Consider the following 22,023-nt stretch of genomic DNA (forward strand, 5'->3'; position numbering starts at 1 on the left):
AGCTGCGATCACGCTTGCGCTCAGCTGGACTTCAATACTCGTGCCAACGCCGCGTCGAGAATGCCCAGCGCTTCATCGATCTGCTGCTCGGTAGTCACCAACGGAGCCAGGAAGCGCAGGACGTTGCGGTACACGCCGCACTTGATCACCAGCAGGCCGCCAAGACGCGCCTGATCGATCACCTTCTGGTTGAGATCAGCGTCCGGACTGCGTGCCGCGTCATTCTTGACCATCTCCATGGCGAGCATGAAACCGGTGCCGCGCACGTCGCCAATGCAGGCGTAACGCTCCTTGAGCTTGAGCAGACCGGCGCGCAGGTGTTCGCCCAGCTGTTCGCCACGTGCCAGCAGGTTTTCCTGCTCATAGGTGTCGATCACTGCCAGTGCCGCGGCGCAGGACAGCGCATTACCGCCGTAGGTGCCGCCCAGGCCGCCCGGAAGCGGTGCGTCCATGATCTCGGCACGCCCGACCACGCCCGACAGCGGCATGCCGCCCGCGAGGCTCTTGGCCACGGTCACCAGATCAGGCTGGATGCCCGAATGCTCGAAACCGAACCATTTGCCGGTACGCCCGAAACCGGACTGGATTTCATCGGCAATCAGCACGATGCCGTGTTGTTCGGTCAGCGCACGCAGGGCCTTCATGAACTCGACTGGCGCAGTCAGGAAGCCGCCGTCGCCCTGCATCGGCTCGATCAGGATCGCCGCCACGCGCTCCGGGGCAACCTGGGTCGCCAGCAGTTCATGCAGCGCCGCCAGCGCGACTTCGCTGGTCACGCCGCGATACTCGTTCGGGTACGGGGTGTGGAACACCTCAGGCGCCATGGGGCCGAAATTCTGTTTGTACGGCTGGCTCATGCCGGTCAGCGTGGTGCCAAGCAGCGTACGGCCATGAAAGCCGCCACGGAACGAGATGATTGCCGGGCGATTGGTGTGGGCGCGGGCGATTTTCACCGCGTTTTCGACCGCTTCGGCGCCGGAGGTGAAAAGCACCGCCTTGTGATCGATGCCGCTCTGCCCCGCAATGAGATGGCTCAGGCGTTTGGCCAGATCCAGATAGGGCTGGTAGGACGCCACCTGAAAGCAGGCGTGGGTGACTTTGGTCAGTTGCGCCTGAATCGCCGCGACCACGTTCGGGTGGTTATGGCCGATGTTCAACACGCCGATACCGCCGACGAAATCCAGATAGCGTTTGCCATCGACGTCCCACAGTTCAGAACCCTGCGCGCGGTCGATGACCAGCGGGTGAGCCGTGACAATCCCGCGCGGCACGAATTGATCGCGCTGGCGGAGCAGATGAGGGGTTTCGTCGACTTTGCTGTTCATGGTTATACCTGTCGTGGGCCAGGCAGCCGGCGGGGTGGCTGCGATGCTGTTCAGGTTAAGCGTTCAGCGAAATGATCTACGCCGAACTTGCCCCCTCAGATGTCCATATCGACTGTTTTTCGCCTTGCAAACGGCAGATTCCTTCATGCCCGCACATCACCATGCAATCTGCCGGACAGCCGCGCTTTTCGGACATTGGAGCGGCCAGGAAGCAGGCGTTTCGACAGATCATGCTTTGCATTTGCGGCATGATGGGGCTCCCCTTTCATGCTCAGGAAACGCCCATGCCCGCCCTGCTCTACAAAGCCGATCCCGCACGTGCCGAACGCTGGCGCGTCCTGTTTGCCGAGCACGCGCCGGACATCGAGTGGCGGGTATGGCCGGACATCGGCGACCCGGCCGACATCCACTATCTGGGCGCCTGGCTGGCGCCCGATGATCTGCAGGAACTGCTGCCCAACCTCAAAGTGCTGTTCGCCCTGTCGGCGGGTGTGGACCAGTTGGACCTGAGCCGTATTCCGAAAACGCTGCCGGTGGTGCGTCTGCTGGACCCCGGCATCAGTCACGCGATGTGTGAGTACGCAACCTTTGCCGTGCTGAGCCTGCACCGGGAAATGCTGCGTTATCGGCAGCAGCAAGTTGAAGGCGTCTGGAAAGCTCACCCGCTGATACCGGCGAACCAACGCCGAGTCGGCGTGATGGGGCTGGGGTTGCAGGCGCAGCATATTCTGTCGAGCCTCAAACCGTTCGGTTTCGAGCTGTCGGGCTGGGCGCGCAGCGAGCATCGAATCGACGCTGTGCAGTGCTATGCCGGAGAAGAGCAACTGGACGCATTTCTGGGGCAGTGCGACATTTTGCTGTGTGTGCTGCCGCTGACCGGGCAGACCGAAGGCATCCTCAATCGTCGGCTTTTCGAACAATTGCCCAAGGGCGCCGCGCTGATCAATATGGGCCGTGGCGGGCATCTGCTGGAAGCGGAGCTGATTGGAGCGCTGGACAGCGGTCAACTCAGTGCTGCAGTGCTGGATGTGCTGCAGCAGGAACCGGCAGCAGCCGACCATCCGTTCTGGACACACCCGAAGATCCTGCTGACCCCGCATGTGGCGGCCATGACCCAGCCGGAAAGCGCCTTTCCTGGCCTGCTCGATAACATCCGCCGTTTTGAGCGTGGTGAAGCGATGCAAGGACAGGTGGATCGCGGCCAGGGTTATTAACTGACGATCGCCCCCACGCTCGCACCCCGCGTCATACACAAGTCTGCTTTTGATTCTGGCCGGAGGCCGTAGGAGCGAACCGGGCGACGCTTCGCTTGTTCGCGAAAGCTGCCTCAACTGCCACGCCTGGCAATCGACCTCAACGGCATGGTTGCGCGCTTCGCGCTTTGATCCTCGAAAACGGGCGTTTTATGTCCGGAAGCCAGGTTGTGTGAACGCCAGTCTTCGCGAACAAGTTCGCTCCTACGCCCTTCGGGCAGAAGCCAAGGCGAATACGGTCTGCTTTTGATTCTGGCCTGAGGCCGTAGGAGCGAACCGGGCGACGCTTCGCTTGTTCGCGAAAGCTGCCTCAACTGCCACGCCTGCCAATCGACCTCAACGGCATGGTTGCGCGCTTCGTGCTTTGATCCTCGAAAACGGGCGTTTTATGTCCGGAAGCCAGGTTGTGTGAACGTCAGTCTTCGCGAACAAGTTCGCTCCTACGCCCTTCGGGCAGAAGCCAAGGCGAATACGGTCTGCTTTTGATTCTGGCCGCAGGCCGTAGGAGCGAACCGGGCGACGCTTCGCTTGTTCGCGAAGGGGACTCGCTGTTTTCTCCGCCTCTACAACCCACCCACATGAAACGCCTTCACTTCTAGGTATTCATCCAGTCCGTAGCTGGAGCCTTCGCGGCCCAGGCCGGACTGCTTGACGCCGCCGAAGGGGGCGACTTCCATGGAGATGATGCCGGTGTTGAGGCCGACCATGCCGAACTCCAGCGCTTCGCCGAAACGCCATGAGCGGCGCAGGTCCTGGGTGAAGTAATACGCGCCAAGGCCATAGGGCGTGGCGTTGGCCAGTGCCAGCGCTTCGGCTTCATCTGTGAAGCGCATCAGTGGCGCGACCGGGCCGAAGGTTTCTTCGTTGGCCAGCAGCATGCCTGCGTGGGTATCGCCCAATACCGTGGGCTGGACGAACTGGCTGGTGCCGTCGGGAGAACCGCCGTGCAGCAGTTTCGCCCCCTGGCTCAGCGCATCGTCGATATGCCGGGCGACTTTGCTGACCGCTGCCGGGTTGATCAACGGGCCGATGGTCACGCCCTCTTCCAGACCGTTGCCGACCTTGAGCTTGCTCACTTCTTCCACCAGCCGTGCAGCAAAACGGTCGTAAATGCCATTTTGCACCAGAATCCGGTTGGCGCACACGCAGGTCTGCCCGGCGTTGCGGAATTTGCTGAGCATGATGCCCGTCACCGCCTGTTCCAGGTCCGCGTCGTCAAACACGATGAAGGGCGCGTTGCCGCCCAGTTCCAGGCTCAGACGTTTGATGTGTTCGGCGCTCTGGCGCATCAGCAGACGGCCGACCGGTGTCGAACCGGTGAAGGAAATCTTGCGCACCACCGGGTTGCCGGTCAGCTCTTCACCGATGTCGGTGGGCATGCCGGTGATGACGTTGAACACCCCGGCAGGAATGCCCACGCGCTCGGCCAGCACCGCCAGCGCCAGGGCTGACAAGGGCGTGAGGTCCGATGGTTTGACGATGATCGGGCACCCGGCAGCCAGGGCCGGCGCACACTTGCGGGTGATCATGGCGTTGGGGAAATTCCACGGTGTGATCGCGGCGCAGACGCCCACCGGTTGCTTGAGGGTCATCAAGCGACGGTCTGCGCTGGGCGCGGGAATGGTTTCACCGTACGAGCGGCGTGCCTCCTCGGCGAACCATTTGACGAAGCTGGCACCGTAGCGGATCTCGCCGCGCGCCTCGTTCAGCGGCTTGCCCTGCTCAAAGGTCATGATCAGCGCCAGGTCTTCGACGTTGTCGAGCATCGCCTGATGCCAGCGCTCCAGCAGCGCCGCGCGTTCGGCCGCGGGACGTGCACGCCACGCGGGCCAGGCGCGATCAGCCGCCTCGATGGCACGCCGTGTTTCGACGCCCTGCAGGGCCGGCACCTGCGCCAGCGCCTCGCCGGTGGCCGGGTTGCTGATGGTCAGGGTGGCACCATCGTCAGCGCTGATCCATTGCCCATCGACGTAGGCGCGGTCTACCAGCAGGCTGGGGTCTTTCAACTGATTCTTGAGCATGATCGAGTCCTGTTCCGGGATGATTGCCAGTCTAGGCAGACGCCACAGTCCAGGATGCTGAAAGCGCGATAACGGCAGCGTCCGATGCTGAAATTTGCCTGCGGACGGCAGCCTCTACTGCTTCAGCGAGCCCAGCAGGCTCTGCAAAAAGCGCTCGCCTGCGTCCATCTGGCTCTCGTCGATAAACTCGTCCGGCTTGTGTGCCTGCTCGATGGAGCCTGGCCCGCAGACCACCACCGGCACGTTGAGGCGCCCGGCGAACAGACCACCCTCGGTGCCATACGAGACCTTGATGTGCTGTGTGCCCGGTTCGGCAAACGCATGCAGCAGGCGCACCGCCTCAACGCTTGGATGGGTCTCCAGCGCCGGGTATTCGTTCATGACCTCGATCTCGATGTCTGCCACACCCGACAGCTGTCGCGCTTCACGTACCAGCACCTCGGCACGCTCGCGTAACTGCTCCAGCAACGCATCGGGATTGTCGCCCGGCAGGTTGCGGTATTCGAATTCCAGGGTGCACAGGTTGGGCACGATGTTCAGCGCCTTGCCGCCATCGATACGGCCGATGTGTACGGTGCTGTAAGGGATGTCGTAACCCTCGTCACGCGCGCCTTGCTGTTCGATCTGCTTCTGGCTCTTGCGCAGTTCGGCGATGAAGTCGCTGGCCAGGTGAATCGCGTTGACCGCTCTTGGGGCCAGCGAGGAATGCGCCTCCTGACCTCGACAGAAGGTGCGATAGGACGCCTTGCCCTTGTGACCGACGGCGAACTGCATCAGGGTCGGCTCGCCAACCACGCACAGGAACGGACGTACCGGTGCCAGATGCAGGACGTCGAGCAGCCGCCGCACGCCGACGCAGCCGATCTCTTCGTCATGGGACAGCGCCAGTTGCAGCGGGCGCGTCAGGGGCATGTCCGCAGCATCGAGCATCGCGTCGATAGCCAGGGCGATAAAGCCCTTCATGTCGCAGGTGCCACGGCCGTAGATGCGCCCGTCACGCAGGGTCGCCTGAAACGGTGGCATCGTCCACGCCTGACCGGCCGCAGGAACCACGTCGGTGTGGCCGGACAGCAGCACGCCCGGCACTTCCCGCGGGCCGGTGCTGGCGAACAGGTTGGCTTTCTTGCCGGTCTCGTCCTTGACGATCAGCGACTCGATGCCTTTGCTGGCCAGCAGTTCGCGGACGTATTCGATCAGCGCCATGTTCGGCTCCGACGACACGGTGTCGAAGGCGATCAGACGCTTGAGGATTTCCAGTGCGCGGGGGCTCATGAGGCTTTACTCGTCTGTTCAGTGAGGTTGTCCGCAAGGCTGACGTCAAAACGGCGGATGTCGAACGGGCTGATCGAGGTGCTGGTCGTGCCGGTGCTGATCAGTTCGGCCATCACGTCGCCCACGCCCGGACCGAGCTGGAAGCCATGGCCGCAGAAGCCGAACGCATAGAACAGGCCGTCGACCTTGCCGCTGCGGCCCATCACTGGCAGCGAGTCCGGCGTGTAGCCTTCGATGCCGCTCCACACGCGGATGATGTTCAGGTTGCCGACGCCGGGCAACAGGCGACGCATCTGCTGCACCTGGTTGATGATGCTGCGCGGTTCGACGTAGGCGCGGCGGTTGATCATGTCCGGCTTGCTGCGAAAACCACCGCCGATGACGATGTTGCCGCGGGCGATCTGCCGGAAGTAGATCACTTCGTGAGGGATTTTGGTGAACACGCCGATGACTGTCGGCAGTGCATACGGCACCGGCTCGGTGACGGCCATCTGCGGACCATGGGTGTCCAGCGGCACGGATTCGCCAAACTGCGTGGAGAGTTTCTGTCCCCAGGCGCCAGCGGTAATCAGCAACTGATCAGCGCTGAAAATGCGCCCGTCAGTGGTGGTGACTTCGAATTCGTTACCGACCTTTTCCACATGAGCCACTTCGGTACGCTCTTCGATCCGCGCCCCGGCCCGAATCGCTGCGCGGGCGAAAGCCGGTGCTGCCAGGCGCGGGTTGGCGTGGCCATCGTGTGGCGCGTAAGAGCCGCCCTTCACGTCCGGCCCGAGAAACGGAAAGCGCTCGTGCAGCGCTTGCCCGCTGTAGATTTTCAGGTCCAGCTCGCGGGCTTCCGGGGCTGCTGCGTAGGCTTCCAGCTCGGCGATTTCGTCCTCGCGATAGCAGACGCGCATGTGGCCGCTGGGCAGGAATTCCAGGTCTTCACCGATCAGCTCCGGCAGCCGCTGCCAAAGGGCTCTGGAGCGGTTGGCGAGTTCCAGCTGACCGAGATGCCGACCCTGACGGCGCACGTTGCCGAAGTTCACGCCGCTGGCGTACTGGCCGATCACGTCGCGCTCCAGCAGCGTCACTGACTTGCCGCGCTGGCGCAGAAAGAACGCTGATGCCGAGCCCATGAAGCCGCCGCCGACAATTAGTACGTCCACTTTTGGCTGCTTCATGATGCCACCTCGTCGATCAGCATCGACAACGGTTTGACCGGTGCCTGACCGCGCTGACGACCAACCTGTTCGACCGGCACACCGGCTTCGGCAGCGATCACCTCGGCCCCGGCCTGCGAGCAGTAACGGCCCTGGCAGCGGCCCATGCCGACGCGACTGAAGGCCTTGGCGCGGTTGACTTCGCAGGCGCCCTTTTCTCGTACGACGCCGCGCAGTTCACCGGCGCTGATCATCTCGCAGCGGCAGACAATGGCGTCATCGGGCAAGACCGCCGCCTGGGCCGCAGGCCACGGAAACGCCTCGGCCAGCCCGACCCGAAAGCGATCCATCGCCACCAGGCTCTTGCGCACCTCTGCCTGGCGCGAGTTATCCACAGGTCGGCCGAGGTCTTCCAGCAGCGCCATCGCCACCAGTCGCCCGGCCTGTTCCGCGGCATCGGCGCCACGAATCTTCGCGCCGTCACCTGCGGCGTAAAAACCCTTGACCGAAGTACGCCCCTCTTCATCGACTGCCAGCACCCATTGCCCGGACGCTTCGTCGAAGCGTAACTGGCAGCCGGCCAGATCAGCCAGTTGGGTTTCCGGACGCAGGTGATAACCCAGCGCCAGGGCATCGCAATCGACGCTCAGCGCGTTGCCATTGGCCAGCTTCACACGCACGCCGGTCACGCCGTCCTGTTCGCTGCCGATGATTTCCTCGGGCTGCACGCCCAGGTGCACCGGCACCCCGGCGCTGTACAGTTGGCCCAGCAGTTTCATGCCGTTGAACAGCAGACCGGGGCGCGCCAGCAATTTGGGCATCGCGCTGACGCGTTTGCCGAACGGTGAGGTATCGAGCACTGCAGCGACATCGGCACCGGCTTTAACATACTGGCTGGCGACCAGGTACAGCAGCGGACCGCTGCCCATGAACACCACGCGACTGCCAATCGAGACCGATTGCGACTTGAGCGCAATCTGCGAGCCGCCCAGGCTGTAGGTGCCTGCCAGCTGCCAGCCCTTGATCGGCATCAGGCGGTCGGTGGCCCCGGCACACAGGATCAGTGCGTCGTATTCGACCACGGTGTGCACGCCCTGACTGGCACAGCACAGCTCGCCTCGGGTCAGGTTCCAGGCCAGGGTGTCGGGGCGGTAGTCGATCTGCGGGCGCAAGCGATCGAAGCTTTCATGCAGGTCACGCGCCTTGGCCGCTTCGGTGCCATACAGCGCCGAATAATCGCGTTTGAAGCCTTCTGGCTGACGGCGATAGATCTGCCCGCCGTCACGTCGGTTTTCGTCGATCAGGATCGGTTTGATGCCCGCAGCCAGCAAGGTTTCGGCGCAGCGGGTGCCTGCCGGGCCGGCGCCGATGATGACCACTCTGGGGCTGCCAGGGTTGCGAACGTCTAACCGTGAAGAAGTGGCCATTTCGCCTCCGGTTGGGTGGTGACGATGTCGAGTCCGTCGCGGACTTCGTTGGAGCAGGCGCGCAGCCGCTCGCCGCTGCGGGTCCAGACCCAGCAATCCTGACAGGCGCCCATCAGGCAAAAACCTGCACGGCGTCCCGGGTCGAACTCGGACTGGCGTAATGTCGCCTTGCGGGTCAGCAACGCCACCATCAGGGTATCGCCCTGCAATGCCTCGATGGGCGCGCCATCGACCATCAGGCTTACGACCGGGCGATCGCGCTCGCCCAGCCTCACAAAGCGGCCATTCATGCGTAAGCTCCCACGGTCTCAGGATTCAGGTTTTCTTGCACGGCCTGCAGCTCGTCGCTGTCGCGGTGGCAAAGGATCTCGCTGCCCCCTGCGATCACGCGACGGCCCGGCGCAGTCTTGTTGCACAGGCCTTCGATGCGGGCCGGGCAGCGATTGAGGAAGGTGCACAGCTCCGGATTGTTGGCCGGTGCGCTGATGGGCGGCAGGTTGCCGCTGGTCACACCGCAGGTTTCCAGCCAGCCCTGACGCAGTTCCGGCACCGAATGCACCAGCAGATCGGTGTAAGGGTGGAACGGCACACGGCTGAAGGCTTCGCGGCTGCCCTCTTCGACCTTGTGACCGCTGTACATCACCACGATGTCGTCGCACAGCGCGCGCACGGTGGAGATGTCGTGGCTGATGAACAGGTATGAAACCCCGAGCTTGCGGCGCAGTTCGCCGAGCAGTTCAAGGATGCACGCACCCACCACGGTATCCAGCGCCGAGGTCACTTCATCACAGAGGATCAGGTCGGGCTTGGCCGCCAGCGCACGGGCCAGGTTGACGCGCTGTTTCTGCCCGCCCGACAGTTCGTTGGGGCGCCGCTCGGCCAGCTCGCGGGGCAGGCGCACCAGGTCCATCAGTTCGTCGATGCGCTCGCGCAGAGCCTTGCCCTTCAGACCGAAATACATCTTCAGCGGGCGCGCCAGAATCGCGCTGATGCTGTGCATCGGATTGAGCGCGGTGTCGGCGTTCTGAAACACCATCTGGATGCGCCGGAATTGCTCTTCGGTACGTCCCGCCAGGGTGCCGGACAAGTCGGCTCCGTCGAAGGTCAGGCTGCCATGCGCCGGGTCCAGAAGACCGGCGACCACACGGGCCAGCGTCGATTTGCCCGACCCCGACTCGCCGATCACGCCGATGGCCTGACCACGGCGGATGGTCAGGTCGATGTCTTCCAGCACGCGAATCATCGGCATGCCCTGCAGGTTCTTTTTGCCGTAGCCCGCCGTCAGTCCCTTGATGGTCAACAGCGTGCTGTCCTTGACCACCTCGCTGGCCGGGCTCAGCACTTTATCCGGACGCGCCGCCGCCAGCAGGCTGCGGCTGTAGGCGTCCACTGGCCCCTTGAGCAGCGCGGCGGTGCTGCTTTGTTCGATGATCCGCCCGCCGTTGAGCACCACGATCTGATCGGCCATCTGCGCCACCACCGCAAGGTCGTGGGAGACATAGACCGCGGTGGCACCCCGGTCGCGCACCACCCGCTTGAACGCGCGCAGCACGTCGATCTGCGTGGTGACGTCCAGTGCGGTGGTCGGCTCATCGAGGATCACCAGCAACGGATCACTGATCAGCGCCATGGCCGCCATGACGCGCTGCAACTGGCCGCCCGAGACCTGATGCGGGTAACGCCGGCCGATGCTTTCCGGATTGGGCAGCGCCAGGTCGCGGAACAGCTCGACGGCCTTGGCTTCCAGTTCCGCACGGCTGCCGAGACCATGAATCAGCGCGCCCTCGATCACCTGATCGATCAGCTTTTTCGCCGGGTTGAAGGCCGCTGCGGCGCTTTGCGCAATGTAGGACACGCGGTTGCCACGCAGGCCCTGCAATTGGCTTTCGGGCAGGCTGAGCATGTCGTGCTCGCCCACTTGAACCACCCCTCCGGCCAGCTTGCAACCGCGTCGGGCGTAACCGAGCAGGGCCAGCGCGATGGTGGTCTTGCCGGAGCCCGACTCGCCGATCAGTGCCAGCACTTCACCTTTTTCCAGCGCAAAGCTGACGCCTTTGACGATCTCCAGCTCGCCGTGGTCGCCATCGGCAACCACGCGCAGGTCTTGCACACGAATCAACTGGCTCATCTCAATGCCCTCCCGAACGACGACCGCGCCGCGAGGCCAGGCGGTCGATGAGCAGGTTCACGCCGATGGTCAGGGTGCCGATGGCCAGGGCCGGGATCACGATGGCCGGCGCGCCCTGGCTGAGCCCGCCGATGTTCTCGCGGACCAGCGAGCCAAGATCGGCGTCAGGCGGTTGTACACCGAGCCCCAGAAAGCTCATGCCGCTGAGCAGCAGGACGATGAAGCCGAAGCGCAGGCCCAGGTCGGTCATGACCGGGTTGAGCATGTTCGGCAGGATTTCCCGGCAGGCAATGTAGATACGGCCCTCGCCGCGTGTGCGCGCCACTTGCACGTACTCCAGCGCCTCGATGTTCACCGCCAGGCTGCGCGCGATGCGAAACGCGCCTGGGGTGTAGCTGAGCACCGCCGTGCAGATCAGCAGCACCTCGGACGAGCCGAACGCCGAGACCATGATCAGCGCCAGCATTTTGCTGGGGATCGAGATGAACGCGTCCATCAGGCGGCTGATGATTTCGTCCAGCCATTTTGGCGCGACCACCGACAGCAGCGCGCACAGGGTGCCGATGCCGCTGGCCAGCACGGCAGAAATCAATGCCAGGCCGACGGTGAAGCGCGCGCCGACCAGCACGCGGCTGAGCATGTCGCGGCCCAGGTAGTCCGTACCGAACGGATAGGCTGCGCTCATGTTTTCGAACATGTTGTCGGAGACCACTTCGCCCACCGGATGCGGTGCCAGCCAGGGGCCGAACAGGGCGACCATCAACCAGATGAAGCACACCGTAGCGCCCAGCAGGCCAAGCCATGAGGTCGGGAGGGACGCTTTTTTGCGAAGCACCGGTTGCGGCGCTGCGGGCGTCGATTTCGCAATGAATTGAGTCATTGGGTTCTCAGCCTCGGATTGGAAAGAATTGCACACAGGTCGGCCATCAGCACCAACCCAAGGTAAGCGGAGCAGAACAGCATCGTGCAGCCCTGCACCAGGGCCATGTCACGGTTGGTCACGGCATCGACCATCAGGCTGGCGATGCCGGGATAGTTGAAGATGGTCTCGACGATGACGACGCCGCCGAGCAGGTACGACAGGCTCAGTGCCACGGCGTTGACGATCGGCCCGATGGCGTTCGGCAAGGCATGGCGCAATACGATACGCACCGGGCTGACGCCCTTGAGGCGCGCCATTTCCACATACGGGCTGTCCAGCTGGTCGATGACCGCAGCGCGGGTCATGCGCGCCATCTGCGCCACGATCACGCAGCACAGGGTCATCACTGGCAACGCGTAAGTACGCATGAACTGCCACGGCGAGCTGACATCGGCACCATAGGACAGCGCCGACAGCCAGCCCAGATTGACGGCGAAAATCAGCACCGCCAGCGTCGCCACCAGAAACTCGGGCACGGCGACCAGTGACAGGGTGATGAAATTCAGCGCGCCATCCAGGCGACTGCCGCGGTACATCGCTGCGCCAATCCCCAGTGCCAGCGCTACTGGCACCGATACCAGCGCGGTGGTGGCCGACAGCATCAGGGTTTTCGGGAAACGTCCGGCAATCAGCTCCGAGACCGGCATCGCGTTGGAGACCGATTCGCCGAGGTTGCCGCCGAGCAGGTTGGTCAACCAATGCAGATAACGCACCACACCTGGCTGATCGAGGCCCAGTTGGGTACGCAGTGCCGCGACCTGTTCAGGCGTCGCGAATTGCCCAAGGGCCTGTTGTGCGGCGTCTCCAGGCAACACCGCCGTTATGGCGAAGACCACGATGGAAACGATCAACAACGTCACGATCGCTGCGCCGAAGCGCTGCACGATCAACCAGAGTGTGTTGCTATTCATCTGCGTCCTCCTGCTCGGTTCAGCGTTTCATTTACGCGTCCAGCCACACCTGCTCGCTGAACATGTAACCCATGAAGCCGCCCAGCGGGTTGCTGGAATAGCCCTGGATACGCTTGTCCACACCGTCGATGTTGCTGATGAACACAGGGATGCCGATGCCGCAGTTCTGGCTGACCAGAGCCTGCATGTCGCCATACATTTTGCCGCGCTTGGCATCGTCGGTTTCGCCACGGGCCAGCAACAGCAGTTGGTCGAACTGGTCGTTTTTCCAGCCGGATTCATTCCACGGCGCTGTGGACTGGAAGAACTGCGAGAAGATCACGTCGGCGTTCGGGCGCGGGTTGATGTTGCCGAAGCTCAGCGGGTGCTTCATCCAGTGGTTGGACCAGTAGCCGTCGCTTGGCAGACGGTTGACGTTGAGGGTCAGACCGGCCTGTTTGGCGGACTGTTGCAGCAGCACGGCGATGTCCACCGAGCCGGTGGCAGCAGGCGATGCCGCCACGGCCATGGTGATCTTTTCCATGCCGGCTTTTTTGAGCAGGAATTTGGCTTTTTCCGGGTCGTAGGCGCGCTGTGGCAGGTCCGCGTTGAAGTAGCGCGAGCCTGGCGAGATTGGATGGTCGTTACCGACGCGGGCGTAGCCACGGAACACCGCCGATTTGACCTGTTCACGGTCCAGCAGGTACTTCATGGCCTCGGTGAATTCCGGGCTCTTGCCGGGCATCTGGTCCTGACGAATGATCAGGTCGGTGTAGTTGCCGGACGGTGCATCGACCACGCGGTGTTTGGCGCTGGCGGCAATACGCGTGGTGGAGCGCGGGTTGACCTCGTTGATCATGTGTACGTCGCCGGAGAGCAGCGCGTTGACCCGCGAGGGTTCGTCGGCGATGGCGATGAATTCGATTTCGTCCAGGTACGGCAGGCCCGGTTTCCAGTAGTTGGGGTTGCGCGCACTGACCGAGCGCACGCCAGGGTTGAATTCCTTGACGGTGAACGGCCCGGTACCGATGCCTTTGCTGAAATCGGTGGTGCCTTCGGGCACGATCAGCAGGTGCGAAACCGCGAGGATCGACGGCAGCTCGGCGTTTGGCGAGCTGAGGGTGATCTGCACTTCCAGCGGGCCGGTGGCTTTGATCTCGGAAAACTGCGCCATCAATGGCAGGACTTTCGAGCCGGTGGCCGGGTCCTTGTGGCGCGACAGGGAGAACACCACGTCGCCAGCGGTCAGCGCCTTGCCGTTGTGGAAGGTCACGCCCTGGCGCAGGGTCACTGTCCAAACCGTGGCGTTGTCGCTTTCGATCTTCTCGGCCAGCTCCATGTGCGGCACCAGATGGCTGTCGAAACGGGTCAGGCCGTTGTAGAACATGAAGTGACGCACGTAATCGGTAGACAGCGCGCCCTTGGCCGGATCCAGCGTATCGGCGGTAGAACTGGACATGCCGGCGACCCGGATACGGCCGCCCGGCTTGCCTTTGACAGGGGCATCCGCGTCATCGGCAAACACCTTACCGGCCGCGCCGAACAGGCTGGTGGAGCCGGCCGCGACCACACCTGCAACGCCCAGCATGCGTAGCGCATCGCGACGTGACAGACCGCGATTGAGTCCTTCGAAAACCCGCAGGCTGTCTTCACCTGTGATCAACGTGGAGTCGTTTTTTTTGTCAGTCATATCAGTTCTACCTGTCGAAAAGGGGAAATTCCGAATTGCTCACGGTTGGCCGGAGCGTCCTTCAAGCACACACGACGACGGTCAGACAAACACTCAGTGGCGGCTGTCCTGATAGCGGTAATACGCGCCTACCAGCGGCAGAAACCATGGCTTGCCGAAATGGCCGGGAATGGCTGGCCAGCTCAGGTCCTTCCAGGGATTGGCCTGTGCCTTGCCTTCCATGACTTCGGCCATCATCCGCCCCATGTGCACCGACATCTGTACACCGTGGCCGCTGTAACCCATCGAGTAGAAGACCCCGTTGTGTTCGCCTGCACGTGGCAGACGGTCGGAGGTCATGTCCACCAGCCCGCCCCAGCAGTAGTCGACCTTGACGTGTGCCAGTTGCGGAAACATCTGCACCATGGCCGCCTGCAACACCTTGCCGCTCTTGGCGTCGGAGCTGCTGTTGGACATGGCGAAGCGCGCGCGCCCGCCGAACAGCAGGCGGTTGTCCGGCGTGAGGCGGAAATAGTTGCCGATCAAACGGCTGGTCACGTAAGCGCGCTGGTGGGGGAACAGTTGGTCGATCAGCGCTTGCGGCAACACTTCCGTGACGATGACGAAGCTGCCGACCGGCACGATGCGCCGGCGATACCAGCCCAGCCCGCCATGCTGGCAGGCACCGGTCGCCAACATCAGCTGTCCGGCCTGGATCGAGCCTTTCGAGGTGTTGACCACAAAGCCGCCACGGTTGGCTTTCCAGTCCTTTACCGTCGCGTTCTGATACACCCTTGTGCCATGGCGCACTGCTGCGTCGGCGAGACCCAGACCGAAGCGTCCGACATGCATCTGTATGCCGTTGCGCTGCAGCAGGCCACCGTGAAACTCGTTCGAATCGATTTCAGCGCGCAGGTCCTGAGCGGACAGCAGCTCGACGTCAGCATCGACTTCACGGCGGATCAGCTCGCAGGTGCGCGCCAGTCCTTCGTAATGCCCTGGCTTGGCCGCCAGCTTGAGCTTGCCGTTACGCTTGATGTCGCAGGCGATGTGTTCCTCGTCGATCACGCTCACGACGCTTTGCACCGCACTTTCGTAAGCCTTGTAATACTCGCGTGCCTGATCGGCACCCAGGGTTGCGCTCAACGACGCATAGTCCTGAGCCACGCCGGTATTGCACTGTCCGCCATTGCGGCCCGACGCTTCGCCGATCACCCGGCCCGCTTCCAGAACCACCACGCTGGCACCTTTCAAGGCCAATGCACGCGCCGCCGCAAGGCCGGTGAAACCGCCACCGACCACTACCACGTCAGCCTGCCCCTCCACTGCGCCGTCCTGTGCGCCGGTAAAGCCTGGAGCCGTATCGAGCCAGTAAGACTCACTGCGCATCTCGTTCCCCTTGTCACTCATCGAAGAGCACCTTGAAAAATGCCGGTGTCACGCGGGTTGCCTGGTTTACAGGCCGACCAGCCCGGCCAGTCCGCCGATATCGGGAATCTGGTGGTATTCGAAGCTGCTGTTGGCCGGCTGCTCATGACCACGCGCCACGAATGCCTTGTTCCTGATCTTCATGTCATGCGCCGAGAACAGGTCGTAACGGAAGCTTGAAGACACATGCAAGATGTCTTCCGGGCCGCAACCCAGGTTGTCGAGCATGAATTCGAAAGCAGCCAGACGCGGTTTGTAGGCTTGGGCCTGTTCAGCGGTGAACACCTTGTGGAATGGCGCGCCGAGCTTTTCGACGTTGGACATGATCTGACTGTCGCTGGCGTTGGAGAAAATCACCAGCGGGATCTTGTCGGCGATTTTCGACAGGCCGGCGGGCACATCGGCGTGTGGGCCCCAGGTCGGCACAGCGTCGTAATACAGTTGGCCTTCTTCGCGGTATTCAACGTTCCAGCGCTTGCAGGTGCGCGCCAGTGCAACCTTGAGGATTTCGTCGTATGGCATCCAGTCACCCATGACCTGATCCAGACGATACGCCGAAAAATCCTTGACGAACTGATCCATCTGTTCAGCCGCAACGCGGTCGGCAAACAGCTCGCGCGTCATGGTGCCCATGTGGAAATTGGTCAACGTGCCGTAGCAGTCGAACGTAATGAATTTTGGTCGAAGAAAGCTCATTGTGTGCGGTCCTGAAAGTTCGTTGAGGTCATGGCATGACGAGCAGTCCGGCCTGATGTTCAGGGGCGGTGATGCACGCTGCAGCACAACCTCATTACAACACCGTGAAATCAGCAGATGGCGTTAAAAGTGATGGCTGCTTGATAGAAACCACCGTTTTGAGGTGCGCGCTCAGCAGACTTTGCGGGGCGCTCCAGCCTTGGGCAGAGCCCGGTTTTCGGCGCTTTTATGACCCTTTTCAGGGCGCTCGGGCTCAAACACGCGGGTTTGCGCCGCAGAAACTGCGCCGCGCCAGTGCTTGGCTGGCGACAAATGCCGGCAGCTATATAAAGAGCTTGAACACGGGGTAAAAACCCTAAGCATTTGCTGCCGGAGGCCCGGCCGATTTAAGCAGTAACTGTGGTCTGGCGAGCGGCGCTTTGTGGAATCTGCCGAATGCGCGCAGCCCTCTTGTCACCGCCCGCAGCAGGTGGGATACAACACGCCTGACGCATCCTTTTATTGCCTGTGCATCCTTCTGGACGGAGACACGTCATGCTCGCTCAGCAACGCCCCGACTTTGAATTTCGCCCCATGACCGTCGCCGACGTCGGCAACGCTCATGAGTTATCCGTCGCCTTGAAGTGGCCGCATCGACTTGAAGACTGGGCCATGCTGCAACGTGTCGCCCAAGGCTTCGTCGCGGTACACAACGGGCGGTTGATCGGCAGTGCCTTCGCCTGTCATCAGGGCGAGTTTTCCACCATCGGTCTGGTGATCGTCAGTGACGATTACCAGGGCAAGGGCATTGGTCGCAAGCTGATGGAACTGGCGGTCGGCTGCGTCGCGCCGCGCACGGCGGTCCTCAACGCCACGCTGGCGGGTGCGCCGCTTTACGCGAAGATGGGGTTTGTCAGTTTTGGCGAGATCCAGCAGCGTCAGGGGCAGGCGCAACCGACCGGCACGACCGAATTGAAGGCACAGGAACGTTGCCGCGGGCTGAGCGAGGCTGACCACCCTCGCGTGCTGGAACTGGCCAACGCCGGTTCGGGCATGGACCGCTCGGTGACGCTCGGCGATGTGCTGAACAACCTTGAGCACGCCGTCGGCATCGAGCGCGACGGCCAGTTGCAGGCCTTTGCCCTGCTGCGTCCGTTCGGCCGCGGCCTGTGCATCGGCCCTGTGGTGGCCCAGAGCGTTGACCAGGCCAGGCACATGATCGAGCAACTGCTGGCCCGCGTGCCTTATGCCTTCGTACGTATCGACATCCCGACCGACAGCGGCCTGGCCGACTGGCTGGAGAAAGCCGGCCTCAAGCGCGTCGACAGCGTGACCTGCATGAGCATGGGTGCAGTCCCGCAAGCCAGCCAGGGCGTGCGCCAGTTTGCGCTGATTACCCAGGCGATCGGCTGATCGCCCGTAAGCACCTCATCGTGCCAATGCTCTCGCAGAGCGTCACGACATGCATTACCACGCAGAGCGCTCATCGTTATACATAAGTCTTGGAGAGCCCCGAATACGTGCTTTTCAGGCTTCTGCCCGCAGGGCGTAGGAGCGAACTTGTTCGCGAAGACAGGCGATCATACCGGCCCTTTCGCGAACAAGTTCGCTCCTACGGCCTCCGGCCAGAAGCAAAAGCGGATTTGTGTATAACGCTGAGTCCGGCGCGTGGCAACGATCATCAACGCTTCAACTTCAGGAGCCCGACCCGATGCCCCGACCCACTGTTTTGCTATTGGCCCGCGCTGACCTCAGCCCGGTAGACACCGAATTCACCACTGGCCCCATCGATGCGCATGACCCGTTCGATAATGACCGCCGCACGGCGTTCATCGATGGTCAGGGCATTGCGGCCGGCCTCGTGCACTTCGGCACGTCGCTGTCAGTGGCAGCCTACCCCTACACCGAAATGCTGGTGATGCATCGCGGGTCCGTCACCCTGACCTCCGGTACCGAGAGCCTCACGATCAAGACCGGTGAAAGTGCAGTGATCGGTCGCGGCACTCAAGTACGTATCGACGCGCAACCGGACAGCCTCTGGGCTTTCTGCGCGTCCACCCAGGCCAGCGGGCCAGACAAACCCGGCATCACCGCGCTCGACCGCCTGGCCATGCTCACGCCATCTTCACCACCAGACCCGGCGATCATGATCAGCGCGTTGCCGCAATGCCGCAGCAACAACCTCTTCGAAGACAGCGCCAGCACCCTGCGCATCGGCGTGTGGGACTCCACCCCCTACGAACGCATCTCGCGGCCGCACAAGATCCATGAACTGATGAACCTGATCGAAGGCAGCGTCGAGCTGAGCCTGGAAAACGGCCCGCGCCTGACCGTGAATACCGGCGATACCGTATTCGTCGCACAGGGCGCGCCCTGCAAGTGGACCAGTACGGCGTATGTGCGCAAGTTTTATGCGGTGACGTGAAGTAGAACGACGTGCTGCTTCGCCCGACGACTCTATTCAGCATGGAGCCTGGAATGGAGCGATGGGAAAACGCTATGTGGATGAATACAACGAAACCGGCAGAAGCACCCAAACACTGGTGATGCTTCTCGCCCGCTACATTATTCTTTCAAGCCCAGCACGTAGAACTTGCTGTCCACCGCGATCAACGGAAAGCTCGCTGGCAGATCTTCTTTGGTGATCTCCCGAAAGCCGTGCTTTTCATAGAAACGATGCGCAGCGTGAAATTTGTCGGTCGTGCCCAGGAAAACTTCGCTAACGCCCTTGCGGGTTGATTCCTCGATCAGGCGCTCGAGCAGTCTGGCTGCAACGGAGAGTTCCCTGCCGCGAAACGGGGCGGCGATAAACATCTTGCGCAGTGCTGCCTGCCCTGCGCCGATGTCCCTGAGGCCGATGCTGCCGATGACCTGATCGTCTTGTACAGCGACCCAGAAATCCCCTGTGCCGGTCTGGTAAAAGTCCGGAATCGCTTTCAGGTCAGGCTGGTCTTCGGCGGTGATGGGAATACCGAACTCTTCACGCTGGATCGGCAGAATCATCGCCGATACACCTGACTCGTCGCTCGGCACGAAACGCCGTATCTGAATCCCGTTTACGCCCACAACACACCTCCTCCTGGCCATCGTCCTCAGTGGAAATCAGTATTCCAGACAAGCAAACGCCCCGACAAGTCGAGGCGTTTGCTTGAGCATTTTCGAGGGTCACACGGGCGTGTGACCCTGAAGATGTTTAATTACAACTTCGGACCCGCAGCCTTGATGGCGTCGCTCACGTCGAACTTCTTGAAGTTCTCCACGAACAGGCCAGCCAGTGCTTTTGCCGCTTCGTCGTAGGCAGCCTTGTCAGCCCAGGTGTTGCGTGGGTTGAGCAGGCCGGTATCGACGCCGGGTACCGACTTCGGTACGTCGAGGTTGATGGTGTCGAGGTGTTCGGTTTCGGCACCGATCAGTGCGCCGCTCTGGATCGCTGCGATCACGCCACGGGTGGTCGGGATGTTGAAGCGCTTGCCGACGCCGTAGCCACCGCCGGTCCAGCCGGTGTTGACCAGGTAGACCTTGGATTTGAAGCCGCGGATTCGCTTGATCAGCAGTTCAGCGTATTCGCCAGCCGGACGCGGGAAGAACGGTGCGCCGAAGCAGGTGGAGAAGGTGGACTTGATGCCCGAACCCGAACCCATTTCAGTCGAGCCGACCAGTGCGGTGTAACCCGACAGGAAGTGGTAGGCGGCCTGTTCTTCGCTGAGGATCGACACAGGCGGCAGTACGCCGGTCAGGAAGATAACGGCGTTCGGCTCGCCACCGAGGTTTTTCGGTGCGCGTTTTTCGATCAGTTCGCGCGGGTAGGCCGCACGGCTGTTCTGGGTCAGGCTGCTGTCGGCGTAGTCGGCTTTTTTGGTGACCGGGTCGAGTACGACGTTTTCCAGTACGGCGCCGTGCTGGATGGCTTTCCAGATGACCGGCTCGTTCTTCTCGGACAGGTCGATGCACTTGGCATAGCAACCGCCTTCGATGTTGAACACCACGCCTTCGCCCCAGCCGTGTTCGTCGTCACCGATCAGGTAACGGCTTTCGTCGGCGGACAGGGTGGTCTTGCCGGTGCCGGACAGACCGAAGAACAGGGTTACATCGCCCTCTTCGCCCATGTTGGCCGCGCAGTGCATCGGCAGAACGTCGGACGCCGGGAGCAGGAAGTTCTGCACCGAGAACATGGCTTTCTTCATTTCGCCGGCATAACGCATGCCGGCGATCAGCACCTTGCGGGCTGCAAAGTTGATGATCACGGTGCCGTCGGAGTTGGTGCCGTCACGCTCAGGGTCGCAGACGAACCATGGCGCGTTCTGGATTTCCCACTCGTCCTTGCCAGCCGGGTTGTACTGTTCAGGGTTGATGAACAGGCAACGGCCGAACAGATTGTGCCACGCAGTCTCGGTGGTCATCTTGACTGGCAGGTAGTGCGCAGGATCGGAGCCTACATGAACGTGAGAAACGAAGCGCTCGCGCTCGGCGAGGTACGCGCCGACACGGTTCCACAGGGCGTCGAATTTCTCGGCCGGGAACTTGCGGTTGATCGGGCCCCAGGCGATGGCGTCCTGAGTGCTCGGCTCTTCAACGATGAAACGATCGACCGGCGAACGGCCAGTACGATGGCCTGTCTCCACAACCAGTGCGCCAGTATCGGAAAGTACGCCTTCTTTGCGGGCAAGGGCTTCCTTGACCAGTTCGTCGGTGCTCAGATCGGTGTACACAGCGTTGTTGGTTTGCGTCATGAGGTTCCCCGTCGGCCTGTGGCCGAGTGCTCCAAACGGTTTTGTAGTAAAAAAACAACCACTACTACAGCGTAAAAGTGGGCCGGATTATGCCAGAAATGCCCGGAAATGGTAGGACCCTCCTGTCAGAACAGCATTACAGGGGCCCACACCGTTTTCTGAGGCCCTTTACGCGATCGTTAATGGCGCGTGTCAGATGGCGAATCGACACCGCCGCCAGCAAACAGCTGCGCGACGTCAGTGGCATCGAACAGATAGCGTTGGTTGCAGAACTGGCAGTCGATCTCGATCGTGCCGTTGTGCTCGATAACCAGTTGCTGCGCGTCCTCCAGCCCAAGGCTGGCCAGCGCATTGGCCGAGCGCTCACGCGAGCAACTGCAGCGAAAGCAGATGGGCTGCTCGTCGAACAGGCGAACCGGGTCTTCGTGATACAGGCGATGCAGGATGGTCTGGTTGTCCAGCCCGAGCATTTCCTCGGCCGTGAGGGTGTTGGCCAGGGTGATGACGTGCTCCCAGCTGGCGTCGCGCTCTTCCGGATCGGTGATCTGCGCGATGGGCAGCTGTTGCAGCAACAGACCGCGGGCGCGATGACCGTCGGCCTTGAGCCAGAAACGCGTGCCCAGCTGTTCGGACATCACGAAATAGTTGGAGAGGCTTTCCGACAGGTCGACGCCGTCGAGGGCAACGATGCCCTGATAGCGCTTGCCCTTGTTCGGGTCGATGGTCAATGCCAGCGAGCCATCGGGCATCAGGTCCTGCAGACCTGCGCCTGCTGTGACCAGTGCCTCGTCATAACGGGCAATGCCACGCAGTTCACGCTCGCTGGAGCACTCGACCATCAGCAACGGCACTGCGCCACTGGAGCGTGCCTGCAGGATCAGCAGGCCGTCGAATTTGAGGGTGCCGACGAGCAGCGCGGCAGCCGCCATCAGTTCGCCAAGCAACTGCGCGACCGGCTCCGGGTAGGGGTGCTTGGCGAGCACTTCGGCGTAGCTGCGCTCCAGGGCGACCAGTTCTCCGCGAACGTCGCTTTCGTCGAAGATGAAGCGTTGGGTGAAATCGATGTCCGGGAAATCATGCATAGGTAGGCAAGGTATCTGAAGTAATGACAATGGATGGCACGCGGCTGAAAAAGCGC

18 protein-coding genes are annotated in these 22,023 nt (G+C 62.2%); 3 read left to right on the forward strand and 15 right to left on the reverse strand.

The features are described from left to right. Nucleotides 1-20: 20 nt before the first annotated feature. A complete protein-coding gene (gene gabT, locus KUIN1_RS00775; protein WP_024640406.1) occupies nt 21-1,325 on the reverse strand; it encodes a 4-aminobutyrate--2-oxoglutarate transaminase in 1,305 nt (434 codons plus the stop codon). A 284-nt stretch (nt 1,326-1,609) separates the two neighbouring features. Here gabT and KUIN1_RS00780 point away from each other — a divergent pair, with 284 nt between their 5' ends. Beyond that, complete coding sequence (locus KUIN1_RS00780; protein ID WP_024650917.1) at nt 1,610-2,539, forward strand: 2-hydroxyacid dehydrogenase; 930 nt, start codon at nt 1,610-1,612, stop codon at nt 2,537-2,539. A 602-nt stretch (nt 2,540-3,141) separates the two neighbouring features. Here KUIN1_RS00780 and KUIN1_RS00790 read toward each other — a convergent pair. The 11 genes from KUIN1_RS00790 to KUIN1_RS00840 form a co-directional block, all read right to left on the reverse strand. Next, the gene (locus tag KUIN1_RS00790) at nt 3,142-4,599 is read right to left on the reverse strand and encodes an NAD-dependent succinate-semialdehyde dehydrogenase (protein ID WP_116799757.1); all 1,458 of its coding nucleotides are present in this window, start codon (nt 4,597-4,599) and stop codon (nt 3,142-3,144) included. A 114-nt stretch (nt 4,600-4,713) separates the two neighbouring features. Continuing rightward, nucleotides 4,714-5,871, reverse strand: coding sequence for an acetylornithine deacetylase (argE, locus tag KUIN1_RS00795; protein WP_011266226.1), 1,158 nt, complete (start codon nt 5,869-5,871; stop codon nt 4,714-4,716). After that, nucleotides 5,868-7,037: an NAD(P)/FAD-dependent oxidoreductase gene (locus KUIN1_RS00800; RefSeq protein WP_057458113.1), complete on the reverse strand. Its 1,170-nt coding sequence runs from the start codon at nt 7,035-7,037 to the stop codon at nt 5,868-5,870. Before KUIN1_RS00800 ends, argE begins: the two co-directional genes overlap by 4 nt. After that, entirely contained in the window at nt 7,034-8,443 is a 1,410-nt protein-coding gene (locus KUIN1_RS00805) for an FAD/NAD(P)-dependent oxidoreductase (protein WP_116886690.1), read from the reverse strand. Before KUIN1_RS00805 ends, KUIN1_RS00800 begins: the two co-directional genes overlap by 4 nt. After that, a complete protein-coding gene (locus KUIN1_RS00810; protein ID WP_003318115.1) occupies nt 8,422-8,733 on the reverse strand; it encodes a (2Fe-2S)-binding protein in 312 nt (103 codons plus the stop codon). The genes KUIN1_RS00805 and KUIN1_RS00810 overlap by 22 nt, the downstream gene beginning before the upstream one ends. Then, entirely contained in the window at nt 8,730-10,571 is a 1,842-nt protein-coding gene (locus KUIN1_RS00815; protein ID WP_103714292.1) for an ABC transporter ATP-binding protein, read from the reverse strand. The genes KUIN1_RS00810 and KUIN1_RS00815 overlap by 4 nt, the downstream gene beginning before the upstream one ends. 1 nt (nt 10,572) lies before the next feature. After that, nucleotides 10,573-11,451, reverse strand: coding sequence for an ABC transporter permease (locus KUIN1_RS00820; RefSeq protein WP_011266231.1), 879 nt, complete (start codon nt 11,449-11,451; stop codon nt 10,573-10,575). Continuing rightward, nucleotides 11,448-12,404 (reverse strand): ABC transporter permease, encoded by a 957-nt coding sequence (locus KUIN1_RS00825; RefSeq protein ID WP_024652122.1) that lies wholly within the window; start codon nt 12,402-12,404, stop codon nt 11,448-11,450. The genes KUIN1_RS00820 and KUIN1_RS00825 overlap by 4 nt, the downstream gene beginning before the upstream one ends. Nucleotides 12,405-12,435: 31 nt before the next feature. Then, the gene (locus KUIN1_RS00830) at nt 12,436-14,073 is read right to left on the reverse strand and encodes an ABC transporter substrate-binding protein (RefSeq protein ID WP_003401719.1); all 1,638 of its coding nucleotides are present in this window, start codon (nt 14,071-14,073) and stop codon (nt 12,436-12,438) included. 93 nt (nt 14,074-14,166) lie between these two features. Further along, entirely contained in the window at nt 14,167-15,441 is a 1,275-nt protein-coding gene (locus tag KUIN1_RS00835; protein ID WP_103359492.1) for an NAD(P)/FAD-dependent oxidoreductase, read from the reverse strand. A gap of 66 nt (nt 15,442-15,507) precedes the next feature. After that, complete coding sequence (locus KUIN1_RS00840) at nt 15,508-16,176, reverse strand: haloacid dehalogenase type II (protein ID WP_003401723.1); 669 nt, start codon at nt 16,174-16,176, stop codon at nt 15,508-15,510. 534 nt (nt 16,177-16,710) lie between these two features. On the opposite strand from KUIN1_RS00840, the gene KUIN1_RS00850 reads away from it, so the two are divergent. After that, on the forward strand, nt 16,711-17,568 hold the full coding sequence (locus tag KUIN1_RS00850) for a GNAT family N-acetyltransferase (protein WP_152091780.1): 858 nt from the start codon (nt 16,711-16,713) through the stop codon (nt 17,566-17,568). A gap of 298 nt (nt 17,569-17,866) precedes the next feature. Further along, a complete protein-coding gene (locus KUIN1_RS00860) occupies nt 17,867-18,580 on the forward strand; it encodes a cupin domain-containing protein (RefSeq protein WP_058822451.1) in 714 nt (237 codons plus the stop codon). A gap of 140 nt (nt 18,581-18,720) precedes the next feature. Here the strand turns inward: KUIN1_RS00860 and KUIN1_RS00865 are convergent, their stop codons facing one another. From KUIN1_RS00865 to hslO, 3 genes are all read right to left on the reverse strand, one after another. Continuing rightward, nucleotides 18,721-19,221 carry a GNAT family N-acetyltransferase gene (locus KUIN1_RS00865; RefSeq protein WP_172980029.1) on the reverse strand — a complete coding sequence of 167 codons (501 nt, stop codon included), beginning with the start codon at nt 19,219-19,221 and terminating at the stop codon, nt 18,721-18,723. A gap of 131 nt (nt 19,222-19,352) precedes the next feature. After that, on the reverse strand, nt 19,353-20,885 hold the full coding sequence (locus tag KUIN1_RS00870) for a phosphoenolpyruvate carboxykinase (RefSeq protein ID WP_152091782.1): 1,533 nt from the start codon (nt 20,883-20,885) through the stop codon (nt 19,353-19,355). A 179-nt stretch (nt 20,886-21,064) separates the two neighbouring features. Then, nucleotides 21,065-21,967 carry an Hsp33 family molecular chaperone HslO gene (gene hslO, locus KUIN1_RS00875; RefSeq protein WP_024660787.1) on the reverse strand — a complete coding sequence of 301 codons (903 nt, stop codon included), beginning with the start codon at nt 21,965-21,967 and terminating at the stop codon, nt 21,065-21,067. Nucleotides 21,968-22,023: the final 56 nt, after the last annotated feature.

This window comes from Pseudomonas sp. KUIN-1, assembly GCF_009176725.1.
GTDB lineage: Bacteria > Pseudomonadota > Gammaproteobacteria > Pseudomonadales > Pseudomonadaceae > Aquipseudomonas > Aquipseudomonas fragariae.